This is a genomic window from Halorubrum ezzemoulense (assembly GCF_004126515.1).
GTDB lineage: Archaea > Halobacteriota > Halobacteria > Halobacteriales > Haloferacaceae > Halorubrum > Halorubrum ezzemoulense.
Genome location: NZ_CP034940.1, coordinates 464,174 through 480,957, shown reverse-complemented (window position 1 = coordinate 480,957; position 16,784 = coordinate 464,174). Strand labels below are relative to the sequence as shown.

11 protein-coding genes and 4 pseudogenes are annotated in these 16,784 nt (G+C 52.7%); 4 read left to right on the top strand and 11 right to left on the bottom strand.

Annotation, left to right across the window (positions count from 1 at the left end; genetic code table 11):
* Positions 1–53: 53 nt before the first annotated feature.
* The 3 genes from EO776_RS18830 to EO776_RS02375 all read right to left on the bottom strand — a co-directional run bounded on the left by EO776_RS18830 (position 54) and on the right by EO776_RS02375 (position 5,655).
* Positions 54–215, bottom strand: coding sequence for a hypothetical protein (locus tag EO776_RS18830; RefSeq protein ID WP_186279047.1), 162 nt, complete (start codon positions 213–215; stop codon positions 54–56).
* Positions 216–492: 277 nt separating this feature from the next.
* Positions 493–654 (bottom strand): hypothetical protein, encoded by a 162-nt coding sequence (locus EO776_RS18825; protein WP_186279046.1) that lies wholly within the window; start codon positions 652–654, stop codon positions 493–495.
* A 3,750-nt stretch (positions 655–4,404) separates the two neighbouring features.
* The gene (locus EO776_RS02375; RefSeq protein WP_129452344.1) at positions 4,405–5,655 is read right to left on the bottom strand and encodes a hypothetical protein; all 1,251 of its coding nucleotides are present in this window, start codon (positions 5,653–5,655) and stop codon (positions 4,405–4,407) included.
* A 101-nt stretch (positions 5,656–5,756) separates the two neighbouring features.
* Between EO776_RS02375 and EO776_RS02370 the strand changes: the two genes are divergently transcribed.
* Positions 5,757–6,680 carry a DUF7260 family protein gene (locus EO776_RS02370; RefSeq protein WP_432508438.1) on the top strand — a complete coding sequence of 308 codons (924 nt, stop codon included), beginning with the start codon at positions 5,757–5,759 and terminating at the stop codon, positions 6,678–6,680.
* Here EO776_RS02370 and EO776_RS02365 read toward each other — a convergent pair.
* The 4 genes and pseudogenes from EO776_RS02365 to EO776_RS02350 all read right to left on the bottom strand — a co-directional run.
* Entirely contained in the window at positions 6,661–7,272 is a 612-nt protein-coding gene (locus EO776_RS02365) for a TetR/AcrR family transcriptional regulator (protein ID WP_094521145.1), read from the bottom strand. The two genes, EO776_RS02370 and EO776_RS02365, sit on opposite strands and share 20 nt — an antisense overlap.
* Complete coding sequence (locus tag EO776_RS02360; protein WP_129452342.1) at positions 7,269–8,675, bottom strand: tubulin/FtsZ family protein; 1,407 nt, start codon at positions 8,673–8,675, stop codon at positions 7,269–7,271. Before EO776_RS02360 ends, EO776_RS02365 begins: the two co-directional genes overlap by 4 nt.
* Before the next feature lie 84 nt (positions 8,676–8,759).
* Positions 8,760–9,932: a tubulin/FtsZ family protein gene (locus tag EO776_RS02355; protein ID WP_089309059.1), complete on the bottom strand. Its 1,173-nt coding sequence runs from the start codon at positions 9,930–9,932 to the stop codon at positions 8,760–8,762.
* A gap of 155 nt (positions 9,933–10,087) precedes the next feature.
* Positions 10,088–10,360 (bottom strand): annotated as a pseudogene (locus tag EO776_RS02350) (zinc ribbon domain-containing protein); the annotation flags it as partial.
* Positions 10,361–10,430: 70 nt separating this feature from the next.
* Between EO776_RS02350 and EO776_RS02345 the strand changes: the two are divergent.
* Positions 10,431–11,246: an IS5 family transposase gene (locus tag EO776_RS02345; RefSeq protein ID WP_129452341.1), complete on the top strand. Its 816-nt coding sequence runs from the start codon at positions 10,431–10,433 to the stop codon at positions 11,244–11,246.
* 60 nt (positions 11,247–11,306) lie between these two features.
* Here the strand turns inward: EO776_RS02345 and EO776_RS02340 are convergent.
* From EO776_RS02340 to EO776_RS02325, 4 genes and pseudogenes are all read right to left on the bottom strand, one after another.
* Positions 11,307–11,864: pseudogene (locus EO776_RS02340) on the bottom strand (RNA-guided endonuclease InsQ/TnpB family protein); the annotation flags it as partial.
* 2 nt (positions 11,865–11,866) lie between these two features.
* Positions 11,867–12,888, bottom strand: a protein-coding gene (locus EO776_RS02335) for an IS630 family transposase (protein WP_129452446.1) whose coding sequence is annotated in 2 segments (ribosomal slippage) — positions 11,867–12,382 and positions 12,385–12,888 — 1,020 coding nt in all. Because the reading frame shifts where the segments join, the coding sequence is not laid out codon by codon here.
* 46 nt (positions 12,889–12,934) lie between these two features.
* Positions 12,935–13,522 (bottom strand): annotated as a pseudogene (locus tag EO776_RS02330) (RNA-guided endonuclease InsQ/TnpB family protein); the annotation flags it as partial.
* A 3-nt stretch (positions 13,523–13,525) separates the two neighbouring features.
* Positions 13,526–13,666 carry a DUF2080 family transposase-associated protein gene (locus EO776_RS02325; protein ID WP_121562418.1) on the bottom strand — a complete coding sequence of 47 codons (141 nt, stop codon included), beginning with the start codon at positions 13,664–13,666 and terminating at the stop codon, positions 13,526–13,528.
* Positions 13,667–13,827: 161 nt separating this feature from the next.
* Here EO776_RS02325 and EO776_RS02320 point away from each other — a divergent pair.
* A pseudogene (locus EO776_RS02320) lies at positions 13,828–14,235 on the top strand (RNA-guided endonuclease InsQ/TnpB family protein); the annotation flags it as partial.
* Positions 14,236–14,510: 275 nt separating this feature from the next.
* Complete coding sequence (locus tag EO776_RS02315; RefSeq protein WP_129452538.1) at positions 14,511–16,709, top strand: PGF-CTERM-anchored ABC transporter substrate-binding protein; 2,199 nt, start codon at positions 14,511–14,513, stop codon at positions 16,707–16,709.
* The last annotated feature ends 75 nt before the right edge of the window (positions 16,710–16,784 follow it).

The following is a 16,784-nucleotide window of genomic DNA, read 5'->3' as shown; positions in this document are numbered from 1 at the left end:
CGTCATACCGGCTGCTCCGATTGTATTGTGTGTCGTGTTGCATTTGATTTGGGTTAGGCATCATCGTCCTCGAAGTACTCAATGAGGATCTCCTCGAGCTTCTTCGAGACGTTCTTGCCTTCGCCGACTGCCTCTGCACGGACCTGCCGCCATACCTGACGGTCTACCTCGATGGTCGTCCGCGCAGTGTCGTCTGTGCTTGTGTCATCTGTCATCGCTTCACTCATGACGACTTCATAGTGTTTCGTAGTGCCTGGGTGTCGCGGTGTAGCACTTACTCACGCTACATCGTCTGATTTAATCGGCCACTACTTATAACTAGTGATAGAGAACAATTGAACTGGGTCCAATACACTACGGCTTACAAGCAACTCTGCTGTCTAATCACTGTTACAGAGTGTACTAAAATCTGCTCTTGAGCATGGTGAGTACTAATTACACACAAGACGTTTAGTACAGCTATTTAATTTACTTCAACGTAATAGAGACCGGCTACGACTCCGAGCTCGATGGATCGCGCAGTACCACATCGATCTTAACTGTATCAGAATCGTCATCTGACGAAGAGGTCTCTTCTGCTGCTTCAACAGCAGGAGCAGCCAGCAGAGATGTGCTCGCGACGGCAGCGATGTCGAGCAATTCTCGTCGGTTCATGGCTCATAGATTTCCGGCGTCTTATAAACGCTTTGTGGTTGAGCGTGCTTATTTAACCCGACCTGAGACGAAATGTCTGACGCGTGTCTGTCAAACTGGAACTACACACAGAGAGAGATAGACAAGCCGAGCAAGACGGAGCGCTCGGATTTCACCTCTCTGATGCAAAACTCTTTCACACCGACACTGAACTGTTGAATGAGGGGGCCCTTACAGTCGATAACTCTCAGACACGGCGAGTTTACGCGCACATTATCGTATCTCGTGAGATCACATAATTCGGTTGCGCCGCGTACGGAGATCTTTCTAATCGCCCCAAAACAGCGGATATCAAGAAAAGCGGATGCTGTCGAGCGGGCCAACTTTTACGGATCTGGTCGAACAGATGCGGCTAGCACGTCTCACGGCGAATACCGCGCGTGCGGAGATATCCGGCTGCATGCCGACGTTCAGCTGGCAGCCGTGTCTTTGACACACTCTCTATGCAAGAGCGGAGCGGCTGCTCGATGCCATTAAACTCTCGCCATATTCCGAGCGCCCCATACCCTACGCTCGACGCCATTTTTCGGTCGACTCCAGGTGTAGCTATGACGGAAAACTACTCAGTCGAGAGTCCTAATGAGATAGCCAGCTGCGACATGCTTGTCCGCGCGAGAAACAAGGCAAGCCGTCTGCTATACAACCTATGAGCTCCTCAGCTGTTGCAACGTTTACGTCTGTTCGAAACAGATCAGACAGAAGGTGATCGTGCTCGACGACCTGATCAATTGTGAAAAGCATCATTGATCCCGACACATCCACGATCGACAGCCGTCGGAAAATCTCCGTCTGACTGCTTGGGAAGAAGTGTGAACCTCACCGAACAGACACGAATGCAGCGACTAAGAGAGGAAGAGCATTACTCCATCCGTCTATAGATTATTGCCGTCACAAAACCAGCCGTCCGATAGATAGACATGAGACATTAATTACATCGAGGGCAGAACTGGAAGGCCTCACGCTGGCCGACAGCGAGACATCGGCTCTTCCCGACCAACGGAGGACATGCTCGCCGCCGCCCAGGACCGCGGCGGACCGCTGTCTGACCGACCGACATCAATTACGAGTCTCAACCGCACCGAAGAACCGTCGTCTACGCCGTCACTATGACCGCCTGGACCAGACCGTGCGACAACACCAGGCTGCGCCCGAGAACACTGCGCGATACTCGCATCCTGAGCGCTAAATCGAACTTCGCAGCTCCACCGTATCCAACGGCGGTGTCGCTACAACAGCTAGCCGGCTCTTCCACAGCGGGACGAATGGGCGCTTCATGCGCACACTCTCACAGAGCCATTTCGGTAACCGTGGGAATAGGCCCTGCAGCACCTCACAACTATTCTTACGCGAGTACACCTAACCACACAAAATACACCGGCGATGAAACGAACCCAGTAAGCCCCATGTCGTTCCTGAGAACTGGTGACCATCCACGAAGCGAAGCGGGAATAGCCTCGACGACGTTGCGCAGCGCCGGGATCGCAGACACTCGTACGGCGCGGCTAAGCAACAAACGGTACATCGGACTCGGCGAAGCTCCGAGCAGCGCCGTACACTGCACAGTGCTAGCGCGACGCTACTTGTCCGTGTCGTGCCAGATGTAATCCGTCGAGCTCGCGTCGCGACGTGCTTAGGCGACCTACAGCGTCAAGCGACCGCCGCTCTATCTCGATCGCGGGTTTACAACAGACCTGTCTTGGCATGTTTTGTCCACGCACAAACTACGGCTACGTGATGCGATCGTCCAGTGGGTATGACGATCCCAAACGAACTCCCAGTAGATGGCCGGAGCCCGAGATCGAAAACACCGAACTCCGCCGGCAAGGTAACGTTCCCTGTGTTCATCGACCGGCGTCCTACCAACCAGGGACGATATCACGAACACGGGGTGGCGCGTCACCGGCTACGCCGCTGACGCGCCGTTTATCGACACGCCACGGGATGTCCCGAGAGGCATACAGCCAAGCGCTCGGAATCCGAGTCGAGCTACAAGATTAGTGCCAACAAGACCATGCATTCACCCAGTTCTCAGGACGCTGGGCTACCGCTGTGATGTTTGTGGTGAGCGCTACTGCTCAGAATAGGCTGGCCGTATCAGCACTGGCGTACGTCCGCCCGCCGCGGGGCGCGCCCTCGGGCAGTGGCGTTCACGGAGTTTGCGAAATGACGCTTCCGCGCAGCTTGGTAAAGGCGCTGGTGTCCGCAGGTCTGTTCCAGCGAATCAACCGCTTGACGACCGGTTCTTCCGGTAGCTGTCCATCGGGTCGGACAGCGGTCGTCAGTGGCGACACTGTCGCGTCGGCGGCAGTCCGCCGCCGACAGCGACGGCCCATCCCGAAAATCATGCTCACCAGCGGTTCGAAGATGCTCCACAGCTAGTTCCATCTGGTTCATCGCCATCAGACGAGATTACGCGGCTGTCGATGTGATCGACTGAAGATTGATCACCTCTTCGTTCACTCAACAGCCGACGCTAACGTTCAAAGCTGAGCTCATCATTAGCAGATCGAGGGCACAAGCATCCCAGCTTTGAACGTTGAGTATCTAACACATAATCGACCGAAAATGGCGGCTGAGACGGTGTGAGCGTGGAAAAGAGAGTTCAGCCGCAGACGCTCCGCTCTCCACTAGAGGTTCAAACGCCGTGAACGCTGCCTTCATTATCCTCTGTGAATCACTCTCCTGTTCGACCGATACCGTAAACTCCTCGTAGAACATCTTTTCCACCGATTTCGGGCCCAATAGTGTCAACACGATAACGTTCAAAACTGAGAAGTATGTACAGTTGGAAAACACATTCCAATGACAGATGTCTTTGGAGAGGGCATAGAGAAAAACCACAGCGTCAGTTTTGGGATGGGTCCAGTGACGGGTTCACTCGACGGGCAACAAGTTCAATGTCGAATGTAGCGGGGTCTGTGGACCCGTTTGCGTCATCAGCATCATACTGGATCACGATCTCACTGAGAGTCCGTGTTCCTGTACCAAACGAATCGTACTGTCGCTCAATATACGTTCGTCCAACAGCAGTTCGCTCAGAGACACGTGGTGGATGATACGTTCGGTCATCAGCTGGTGGCTCGTAGTAGGCGTCAGCCCGAAACTCAAGAGTTCCATACCGTGCTGGTCCAACGTTCGAAATAACAATGTCAGCAACAACCTGTGATTGATATGGCGACTCAATAATGCGGTTAATACGAACAGTTTCGACAGCGATGCCCGCAGTATCAAGCGAAATTGGTTCGCCATCCGGGCGAGCAGAATCGGGTGGTTGAGTCTGATTACTTGTACTCGTCTGAGGGCGTGGTGACTCGGTTGTGTGTGAGCGAGATGGTTCTCCAGACTCATCAGCCGTCCCTGTATCACTCTCAACAAGACAGCCAGCAAGGGAGAGAGAAGTAACAGCAGCGAGGAACTTCCGCCGGTGATGAGAAAGTGTCATAGATGATGTTTGGTCGCACCTGAGTTAAATCCTGATCACGTGGGGTATCCAAATTTACTATCTCTCGCGGCTGAAACCACTATCTTTCTGCAGGGAGAGAATGCCGGCGTTACGCCGGGAGTGGATCCAACAATGCTGATACGATCCATCATGGACGGCAGGTCAGACATTCCATGCTCATCCACGTTATTAACTAAAGTGGCAGGACGGGGATTGCGAGCGTCAAACTTCCATCGCGGGATTCCTCTCGATTCAGCGCGGAGAAAATGTCAATCAACGCGCTGGAACAACCAGCTTTCGGTCAGCTCGCCTTGCCAGCGGGTGCGTTCTTCCCACGCATCACCAGAAAAGCCGGTGGCGAAAACGAACGGACCGGCTTGGAGTAAGTATCCATATTGAACACCCGGAAAATCGTCCAGATTTGTTCGGTCACTCCCAGCTTCACGATGGTAATAACGATGCCATTTGATCGAGTCAGTCGCTGAGGTGACGCCTGAACTGATCGAGGTCATTCCTTCTGTATCGCCGGCCGCAAGAGTTGTCGTAAATTGTTTACGCGCGGTCGCACGGTCACCATATTGTTGGATATACAGTGGAGTACCGTCTAGATCGCTAGGTGGCCCACGAAAGACGTTCCGCTGGCGAGTAACAGGATCTGGACGGGTCGCAAACGTAAAAAACACTTCTTCAGTACGGCCTGACGGTTGGACAACTGGTCCAAGCCGTCTCCGAAGTTTATTTCGGCGAGCGACCGGGAGCGGGTCTGCGGTGAACGTAGGCGGATAGCTCCCGTCCTCATCGACATATGGCTCGTGTGCGAGCGTCGTAAAATTGCGACGAGTGGGGACCGCAACTTCGACCAGCACATCACCGGTAGCGTGTGGTACAACTCGGTCAAGCAACCGGTTATGGATCGGGTTGCGTGAAAAACGCCTGCTGACGTACACTGGAGTCTGGATTTGGAAAAACGAAAGTCGCATCCGATCGAGTTCCTCGACAAATCGGTCAGCATCGTTACGACGTGCTGCGCGAGCCAAAGACGGGATATGCATATCAGTCCGTGACTGAAGAAGGTCAACAGGAGAAAAGTGGGGTTCAAACGCTGTTTCCGCGCGGTCCGCAGCGTCGTATCCGACAGTTTCGAGTCGGTCAACCATCTCGGCTGTTGGCATCGTTGGCTGATGGATTGTGGTACGGACTGTGTCGATAGTCTCAATCACACTGTCAATAGCCTGGTTATATGACTCAACCGCGCGTGGATAAGAGATAGCAAACCACACCACATCAGCAACAATCGCTTGCGTCCTCTCAGCAATGAGTTGTATCAGGTCGGAGGCGTAACCGTCGGCATCCGTTGAGTTATCTGTAGGTGGCTCATCGGTGCCAGCTTCCAGCGTAGTATTTGACTCGTCTGAGGATTCTATTTCGTCTGGATATCTCACACCATCAACACTCAAACAGCCAGCAAGACTTGCGGCAGCGCCGAGCCCGGCAAGCACGTTACGGCGCGGTTGTTCCATGCTCCATGTCGGTGGGGCCAAAACTTAAATGTCGTAGATTACATTATCAGCCATGCGAAAAGGTCAACAATAGTTAGACTGTATGAAATGATTGTGGAGTTATGAGATTTCGCATACCTATTGCTGATCAGCCTGTAGCATGTGTAGATATGTGGTGTGGCGGTGCTGAGTTGCTTACGTCGCCGCTTGTGGTGGGAGTCATTGCTAGTCTTGGAGCAATGTTGTTACTTGTAGTAGGTAAACTCCAGACAGCGATTGAAACATGCCAGGATGAACGGGAGTGTATTATTGCGGAACAAGACGCATTTCGTCGGTTTCAGACGCAGATACGGCAGGTCGAGCCAGTACAGTTTGAATCGCCAGATACCGCGCTAACAGATGTAGGTGACCGGACAGAAGTAATGGACGTAGCCACAAGTCCCGGAGATGCGACACTCAAGTATGTACTTTCTGCGTATGAAGAAACAGTGCGATCAGTTCCGCACTATAGCATTGGCGATGAAGAGAGCCTTGCTGAAAATCTCGCTGCTGAGCTTGGAGAAGATATAGTGACGTCGTTGGCAACAAATCGGGTTCTCACTCCAGCGGTCCAACAAGCAATCGTTGACCGGAGCCAGCAGGCAATCGATGTACGTGCGGAGCTTATAGAGGTAGTGACAGAGGAGATGGATCGGCTCGCAAACTATCAAACGGAACTTACTAACATCGAGACCCGACAGGATAATCTCTGCGCGCACTTCGGGTCCGTACAAATGCGGCGCAGGGAGGCCGCGTTTGATATTTGGTGTGCGCTTCAGGATCTCGAGACAAAACTGGATAGAGTCGCTGAACAGCGACAGAGAGACCTTCACTCACCACCGGTTGCTGAGCCCCCAAGTGAGGAGACATCTGATGAACAGATCGAGTTCTGTGAGTACCTGTATTCAGATAGCGACACACCACAGTATCCGGTCTTATCAGTAATTGGGGAACTCGGAGAAGCAATCCGAACCGACAAAGAGCAAATCAGACCGTATCTTGGATGAGTTCTGAGTCGATATACGAAACAAGCATAGAATGTGTCGCCGTGACAGCGTCTACTCGATCTGTTGTAACACGAGTATATATGCCACCCTTAATCGTTGCGAGAATGTATTCTGTGACTTCAGAGGCATTGACCGCTTCAAACACATTTTCAGCAATACCACGTTCAAGAATCTCCCGGATCGTATCTGCTAACCGTTCATCAACGTGCGTAAATTGAGCGCGGATACGACTGTTCGTGACTGCTTGTGATCGAAAGCCGACAAGCACTGTTTGAAACTGATAATCGTCTTCAACCGGGTCCGGTGCGAGAAGTTTGGCAATGAGCTGTTTGAGGGTTTCAGCTGGATTCTGGCTTGGTTCGGTATCAAGAGTCGATTCGAATTTGTTGACAGTGAACTCAAGCAGTGTAATAAGCAAATCGTCTTTTGAATCGTAGTAGTGGTAGATAGAAGATTTTGATCCATCAAGCTCGTCACCAATACGGGCAATTGAGAGATCAGCATAGCCGTGTTTGAGCAACGCTGTGTGTGTTGCCTTCATAATGTTCTCTTCCGTGGCGCTCAAAGTGTGTTCCGACTGATCGCTTGTCATTGCTCGGTTGAGTCCGTTGTTTCAGAGGCCGTCTCAGCGTTGGTGAAATCAAATTCGGCAGAGTTTGAGTCCTCATCTGCTGATGGCTCAACAGTCTGTGAGTTCATCTCATCAGTTGTCGCCGTCTGTTCTGTAGTAGTTGAGGGTCCCGAGGTTGTCGTGACAGCGTCTTCTACAGGAGCCGCGCGACGTTGAAGTTCATCAATCTGTGGAACAGACGTCACATTTGCGAGAACGACAGTTGCCGTGAGTTCTGTTGTGTTTTGAATTGGCTCATCGCCAGCAAGCACTTCAACGGTCTGCGTTTCTTCTTCAAGCAGATATCGGCCGGTCTCAAATCCTTTCCGAGAGATTGTATCTGGGGGTCCACTGAGGATGAGCAAAACCCGATCTGCAGAAGTGATTTCACAGGGTAGCGTGAGTTTCGATTGGACTGCGCGACTGATCAGTGTCTTTATTTTCGACGCATCAACCGGAGTAGACCCAGAGGGCTGTGATCGACCAAGCAGGCGAAGAATCCGAGCAAGAAGTCCATGAGCGTTACTGTCAATTTCAATTGTGGCGCGACCAACAGTTGTTACCCCACCAACAGCAAGTGTCCGTGAGATATCAGCAGGGTCAATCCGAAGTTCAGATTCAAACGTCGTGTTGGCTTCACCGGCACCAAAAACGCTCAACAGTCGGTTGACGGTCATCTGATTAATCGACTGATAGCAATCAGCAACAGCGTCTCTATCCCGGGACCATGAATCGTTGTCGACAAGAAGCGTTGACGCAGCACGTGGGACAAGTGTTCGAAGACCACGGGCAGCGGTCAGTGCTCGTTGGTCTGACTCCGTGTCAGCGGGGAGAACACCCAGTGTGTACACTTCAGTTTCATAAATATCGGTGAGTTCTTCCAACAACACACTCCCAACACCAGCACCAGTGCCGCCGCCAAGCCCAGCAACAATCATCGTGGCTGCGACTTCTGTTTCATCGATTTTATCGAGTGCACGTCGAATTTCTGGCCGCTCCGCTTTAGCGACTTGTGCGCCAACATCTGGATCGCCACCGACACCATACTCATTGATGTCATATTCACGCGTGCGCGAGTTACTGGAGGCACCTTGTTGACTCGTGGTTGTGGATGTCTCTGAGTGTCGTTTGGGATCGTGAGCCGAATTTTGGGCGTCAGTAACAGGAGAGTTTGTGTCTCGTCGAAGTACTGCCGGGTGTGTATCGCCAAGGAGGATATGCTGGTCAGTACTGAGGGCGGTTGTCTGAGAGAGTGGTTGTGATTCAGTGTGAAACGCGAGAACGTTTCCATTAGTCACCGACCGGCCTGTGCGGTGTTCAGTTCGAACAAACTGATCAACGAGTCGGGTACCACACCCGCCAACGCCGAGAAGTGCTACCTTCATTTACACACCAACGGCTGCGAGTGATGGTGGCGGCCAACAGAGTGGTGATGCGTCTGTCGGACAAGCGTTTGACGACGTGTTCGCTCAAACAATAGGGTCCAGATCATTGTCGTCATCGGTAATTAGCGACTGAATTTCCTCTTCGCGAACCGCATCCTGTTCTTGAATTTTGTTTTGTGCGTCAACAGCTTGATCTTGGATTTCGTTAATCCGCGGTGTATCAGTCACATTTGAGAGCAACACCACAGCCGCAAGGGTTGACGAGTCGGGACGAGGATCATCACCAGCAAGGACATCAACGGTATCAGCTTCTTGTTCAAGCCATTCACGAGCAGATTCAACCCCTTTTCGTGAAATCACATCAGGCGGCCCGGCAAAGACAATCAGCGCACGGTCAGCACTCGAGACATCACATGGAACAGTGAGCCGAGAATTCGTTGCTCGGCGCACCAAGCCTTTGATTTTTGCAGCATCTGTTGATTCACTCTGTGAGTCATCAACTTCTTTGAAATTGGCTAACAGTCCTTCTTTTGCGGGGGTAACGTCAGTTGAAGCGTACCCGATTGAGGAGACACCACCGGTATCGAGGGTTCGCATAATGTCACTCGAATCCATTGCGTTCTCACCCACCTCCGACTCATCAACTTCGCCGGCGGCGAGCAGAGTGACAATGCGTGTCGCAAGTTCTTCGTTCATCTGTTCGTAGCCCTGCTCAATAGTCTGCCCCCGAGAACGCCACGCATCGTTGTCGAACGCGATGAAGTTGTCAACTTTGTTGACGAATGACTGAAGCGAGCGGGCAGCGTTGAGGGCTGGTCGGCCGCCTTCGTATGTGCCAGGTAACACTCCAAGTCCGTACACTGGCTCATCGTACATCTTCTGTAGTTCGTCGATAACAACGGGAGCAGCGCCACTACCAGTGCCTCCACCAAGGCCGGCTGCGACTAAGACGGCATCAACCTCGTGAATTTCAACATCGTCGAAAACGCGCCTGATTTCATCAATGTCGGTTTGCGCAACCTCAGCACCAATTTTAGCATCACCTCCAACCCCGTGTCCACGCGCTTTCTGATGGGTATCGCCGATTAACACCCGGCGATCTTCATCGAGATGTTGTGGTTTGGCGAGGTCTGTCCGAGCCGTATTAATGACCAATGCGTGACGACACAGATTACGACCAGTCTCAAATTCAAACTCAATCATCTGGTCGATAAGCTTACTGCCTGCGTTACCGACCCCAATCGTTGCGAGTTTCATTGGTTGTTTCTCTGTTGAGCCGTATGAAAGTGTGTTGGTTGTGGGTTGACCTCACCGAGCGCAGAGTACGTGGCTGTGGAACAAGCCATTGAATACTGGTACGTGTGGTTCGGGACGTATTAATTAACAGTTTGTAGGCGGTGAACTACCCCGACCTACTCGCTCACGGCTGACGCCGTTCGCTCCTTGAGGGTGGGGCTTCCTGTTTCCACGACGCGCTTTGCAGATACAGGCGTATCCACAGGGAGCGCAGTCTCCACAGGCGTTGATTCGGAGTATCCCACTCCTACTTCTTCAAGACCACGAGAAAGGATGTTCCACGCCGCGTTCGCATCTCTATCCGCTTCAAATCCACACGCCGGACAGGAGTGTTCGCGCATCCACAGCGGTTTCTCAGTCTTCACACCACAGGAAGCGCACTCTTTTGCTCCGTTGAACGCCGACGCCGTCTGCGGATCGTATCGCTGATTTCACGGGATTTGGACGCCGTCTGGCGATATGGGACGTCTCAAGACCCTCGCACAGACGTTTCACGAATTCGCCACGAACCATGTTGAACAACCAGACGTACCCGCTGTCGCCGACGGCGACAACGGGTACGCCAAGTCCACCAAAATCGCGCTCCTTCTGCTCAAAGAGGAGATCAACAAGCCGCTTCGGAGGCTCGAAGACTATCTCAACGAGATGCCGGGAATTCTCGGTGTGTTTGATCTTGACTCATCGCCGGATTACACATCTTTCAGCGTCTGGGACGATGAATTCCCGATGAAAGAACTGCGCCGCCTGCTCCGCGCCTCCGCGGAGCAGGCGGGGCTCTCAGGCACCGCGTCGATCGACGCCAGCGGCTTTCAGCGTGATCAAGCCAGCTCACACTACCGGAATCGGGTCGGTTACTCGTTCAACGCGATGAAAACCACGCTGCTTGTTGACACGGATTCTCTTGCTATCATGGACGCTCATTTCACGACGAAGAAAGCCTATGACGGCCATATCGGGCTACAGGTCTTTCGGCGGAACGCCGAAGACCTGCAAGCGTTGCTGGCCGACAAGATGTACTCGTGGAGTAATCTCCGTGAAGCTTGCCGTGACAGGTCTACACGGCCAGTGATCAAACACTGCGAGCAAAACGCACTCAAGAAAGCCCACAACGCCAGAATTGACGATGATGTCTACAACCAGCGGTCAATGAGTGAGACCGTGTTTGCGATGCTAAAAGACGACGGCGACGAGATCCGCTCCCGGAGCTGGCACGGCCAGTTCCGGGAGCTCACACGGAAGTGTATCGTCCATAACCTCGAGCAGGCGGCGAGTTAGAGCTCGCCGCCTGCTCCCCTTCTCCGAATGTATCCGAGAGAGGCATCGCCATCGTCCACCTCATGGTTTATCTGGTATCTTGTGAAACTGATGCTTTGGTCGCCGCACAATTCTGCTCGAATCGAATCGCCCGATCTGAGAATCTACAGCTAAAGCGCCGCTACCGGTAGAAGATCGAATATCAAAAATCCGATGTTGCCGCCGTCTTGCGTTCAACACGGCACACTCTTTTGTCGTCCCGCGCGGGTTCACGGCGACGAAGTGCGTCCCTTCACGTTCACACTTGTATTCGAGCATCCCCAGGAACGTTCCCCACGCCACTCCCGCCCGATTTCGTGAGTTTCTGGGGAGTTCTACCAGCCCTTTTACATCCAAGTCCTCAACAGCCACCAAGTCGTACTCGGTGGCGTAGTAGTTCGACAGCTTGTGGAGAAAGTCGCAGCGCTTTCGCTTGAGATCAGCGTGGCGTTCCGCCACGGTTTGTCGTTGTGTCTCCCAATTCGTAGAGCCGTGTTCCTTCCGCGAAAGGTCGCGTTGGGCGCGTTCCAATCGTTCGCGCTCGTCGCTGAAGTCGGGACTTTCGATGGCGTACCCATCGGTGTCGTGGGCATACTTGATACTCACGGACATAAATACGTAAACACATCTGGGATTTCGACCCGGTCGAGTGCAGAGAGAGCAGCCTCACGGAGATCGTCGAGTGTGTCAAACAGGCGGTTCCCAAGTTCTTGATCAAGTTGTCTCCAACACTCTTCCGCGGGGTTCAGCTCCGGTGAACCCCGCGGTAGGTAACAGAGTTCTATCGGTGTACCTTCAGCAAACTCTTGGACCTTGTTCGCCGTGAAATACGAGGCGTTGTCCAAAACGACGCAAATCTTCTCGCCGAATTCAGTCTGAAGTGCGTCGAGAAGTCGAATCGTCGTGTCGCTGTTAAAATTCCCTGCACACGGCAGGAAGAACGTCTCACCGCCATCGCTGACTGCACCAAGCAACTTGATGCTATCCCACGCGCCCGTCACCGGCAGTGACGGGCGCTCCCCTTCCGGAAACCACGCATAAATCAACGTCGAGAGAACCTGTCTCGTCTGATCGATGGTCAGGATCGTGTATTCGTCGTCCAGGTCGTTGCGCTTTTTTTGAAGCCTTCTTTCCAGGCTTCTTGGGCTCTTTCGTCGGATTTGTAGAACTCCGGCCGGGCTGTCTTCCAGGACAGCCCGGCCTCAGACATCAATCTCCGGACGTGCCGCTCACAGTACTCAACGTCAAACTCTTCGGCGAGATAGTGACGAGCTAGTGGAACAGACCACGCGGGCGCGTCTAATCCTACTTCCTCGGGCGATTCGTGAAGTACCTTGACGAACCGCTTGTGCTGTTCATCAGAGAGTTCGGTTGGTCTGCCTTCGCGCGGATCGTCGTAGGCGACTTGCTCGACCGGCTCATCAGCGAGCCGGTCGAGCCGACCAACCCACCGAGACAACCATGGACCGGTGTATCCGTATCGTTCAGCAACCTCCGCCATCGTTGCATCGTCTTCTTCAAGATAGTTGATCACCGCCATTAGCCGCTGTGTCGGCTTTTTATCTTCGACCTCCGCGAGAGCGTCGCGGAGGTCGTCAAGAGTGGCGGCGTCAAGCGTGGACATACTTGCTAATCACACTCTAACCTAAAGAATATTTAGCTGACAGTATGAGAATCCCCACGTCGATACCAACGCACCGATCTGGATCGGTTGGTTTCTCAGGTGTCTCTTTCCCGTCGACAACGAATGAAGCGAACCAGTCCCCAGTTGGCTCCTTCTTAATCGTGACTTGTTTGATCGTCTCGGTGTCGGGGATTGTGCGGTGTTTGATGAGTGGAACATCCGCAAGTTTCGACAGCGACAATACGGTCTGACCGTTCTTACTATCGAACTCGAAGCCAGACTGTATGTAGGTGAAACTGCGGAAGTCCTTGGGAGCCTTCCAGTTGAGGCTTCCGACCTTGTAGCCGTTCTGTTTCAACTGGGAGAGGGCTTTGATGCTGTCTTCGATACGCATGACAGCGGCTTGTGCGACCGTTGAATAGAGGTCATTTAGTTCATCCCACCAGACTTTAAGATCGGTGAGCTGATCGCGTACTTGGCGTACTCGTTGGGTGAGTGTTCCCGCCGATTCGGGGATTTTCTCAAATTCGGTGAGTGCGTGATTGTAGAGTTGCCTACAGGTATCTCGGTGATGATCCAACAGCTCACGCTGTTCAGGCGTGGGATCAAGCCGGAATCTGTAGGTGTAGCGCATTGACTATTCGTCGGGGGCTGACGTTCGGACGATTTTTACGTCTGCACCACGCCATCGCTTCGGAACGAGAACGTGTGCGCCGTTGCCGGTCGGCTTCACCTCTCCCTCAATGACTTCGTGGCCTTCTACTTCGTGTCTATCCATCATCTGTGTTTAAACATTATTTCAACTTAACTCTATCGGTGGGGTGGTTGGGCAGCGAGTACGAACGTGTTTGAGACATGATGACGGCGGTGTATCCCCTCCCTACTCGCTCCCGCTGGTCGCTCCTTGAGGAAGGGGGCTTACCGCCTGTATTCTGCGTAAAAAGGTTAGTCGAGCTCCCGGGGAACTCGCGCAATCGTGCGGGGGCGGCATGGAGTACGGTCCTGCGGATGCTGGAGTACAAATGTGAACGCGAAGGCACGTACTTCGTAGCGGTAGAACCGGCAGGGACGACCAAAGAGTGCGCTGCTTGCGGTATCAAGACGGACAAGCCGTTGTGGGTCCGCGAACACTCTTGTCCCTCGTGTGGCTTCACCGCCGATAGGGACTGGAACGCGGCATGGAATATTCTTTCTCGCGGAATCAAGCAGTTAGGAGCGGGACGCTCCGAAACAACGCCTGCGGAGACTGCGCTCCCTACGGGGACCGATTCGGTCCCTGCAAAGCGCGTCGTGGAAACAGGAAGCCCCGACCTCAAGGAACGAGCCGCCCCAGCGGCGAGTGAGTAGGTCGGGGTAGTTCACTCTGCGTCAGACGTGAGTATCAATAGTTTAATCAGACACATAACACATTCCAACGCAAGCAAGGTTGGAATAATAAAAATTATATTTTACAAGCGCGGCTGCCAACTGTGAAGAACTTACGAGTGATTCTACTGGCGGTGGTTGTGGCGACAGCAGTTGTTGGCGCCCCAGGAACCGCCGCTGGCGCACAGTCAGTAGGAGCAGAGTTTGAACACGCAGAGAGTGAAAGTCTGTCTACCAATTACAGCGGTCAGGAACCGATGCAGACAGCAGGAAATAATACCTGTGGGTTTCCGCTCAACGTAACTGATGCGACAGGGACAGAAATCACGCTTGATGAACGGCCGGATCGGATCACAACAACAAATCCGTCAGCAGCCCAGACTCTCTGGGAGATCGGTGCGCAAGACCGGGTTGTTGGTGTAACCGAATTTGCGGGGTACTTGAGCGGGACTGACAGCAAAACAAATGTCTCCGCAGAATTCGGTGTCAGCGTCGAAAAAGTCGTCGCAACCGATCCCGATCTTGTGTTAGCACCGAACGCCTCAGCTGATCAAGTCGCAGATCTTCGTGCACAGAATCTCACGGTCTACCATTTCCCGGCCGCGACCGATATCGATGACATTGCGGCAAAAACAGAGCGCACAGGCCGTCTTGTTGGAAACTGCGAGACAGCAGCGGAGGTAAACACCGAGATGAATCAGACTGTAGAGGATGTAGAAAGCCAGACTGCTGAGCTTGATCGTCTCGATGCACTGTACCCACTTGGGGGAGGCTTCGTCGCGGCTGACAATACCTTCATCAACGAAATCATGAAGATTGCTGGGACAACCAACGTCGCCGCGTCAGAGGCAGATGGGTATCCACAACTCTCGGATGAAGTCATCCTCAAAACAGATCCTGAGATCATACTCGTGACCGATACAGAGGGCGCAATTCTTGATAGAGAACCCTACGCGAGCACAACTGCTGGGGCAGAAGATAACTATGTAGTTATGAATACAAATTATCTAAACCAGCCGGCGCCCCGGAGTGTGATTGAATCGACCAAAACTCTCGCTGCTGCTGTTGAAGATCTTCAAGCCAACAAAACAGAAGAGACAGTCAATAGTAGTGGTACGTGTGGGTTCCCACTTACTGTAACAGACGCAACAGGGACAGAAATCACGATTAATGAACAGCCAGATCGGATCACGACAACAAACCCATCAGCTGCCCAGACCCTCTGGGAGTTAGGTGCGCAAGACAGGGTTGTCGGTGTAACCGAGTTTGCGGGGTATTTGAACGGGACTGCCAGCAAAACAAATGTCTCCGCAGAATTCGGTGTTAGCGTCGAAAAGGTTGTTGCGACTAATCCCGATCTTGTGTTGGCACCGAACGCCTCAGCTGGACAAGTCGCAGATCTTCGTGCACAGAACCTCACTGTTTACCATTTCCCCGCTGCTACCGATGTCGGTGACATTGCGGCAAAAACAGAGCGCACAGGCCGTCTTGTTGGAAACTGTGAGACAGCAGCGGAAGTAAATACTGAGATGAACCAAACGGTGGAAAATGTAGAAAACCAGACCGCTGAGCTTGATCGTCCTGACGCACTGTATCCGCTTGGAGGCGGGTATGTCGCTGCTGACAATACCTTCATCAACGAAATTATGCAGATTGGTGGGACTACTAACGTTGCTGCGTCAGAGGCAGACGGGTATCCACAGCTCTCAGATGAGGTAATCCTCCAAACAAATCCTGAATTGATAGTTGTGACAGACTCTGAGGCGTCGATTCTTGAGCGACAGCCGTATGCTAGCACAAACGCAGGTGAGAACGGTAATTACGTCGTATTAAACAATAATTATCTCAACCAACCTGCGCCTCGCAGCGTTATCGAGTCAACGAAAACGCTCGCAAACGGTGTTGAGGAGCTTCAATCAGAGGATGCCAAAGACGATAGAAGTAGAACAGATGAGTCCAGTGGCTCAAGTAGTGACGATGATGATAGGAATGAAGAAGATGAGCAAGACGAAGTAGTAGATGCGAACAAAACGGCTGTAGACACGAACGAAACAGCTGTGGATACGAACGAAACGGCAGTAGATGAGAATGAAACGGCAGTAGATGAGAATGAAACGGCTGTGGACACGAACGAAACGGCTGTGGATACAAACGAAACAGCTGTGGACACGAACGAAACGGCAGTAGATGAGAATGAAACGGTTGTGAATGGTAATCAAACAGCCACCGATACATCAAGTAAGGAGAGCACTACCTCAGCAGAGCCCAATGACACCTCTAATCAAGAGGGCAATGAAACCGAGACATCGAATGATGTTGTCAATCAAGAGACTGAGCAAGACGGTGGACCATCCAATACAACTGATGATGGGACAGAGTCAGAGGTTCCTGGATTCGGGATCGTCGTAACCGTATTAGTAATTCTTGGCTTCGCATATCTATCACCACAGAGATAGTACCTCAGTTACCCACAAATCGACTGCCCCACCTCAAGGGGCGAGTGAAGTACCTCGGGGTCAAGCCCCGAGGCT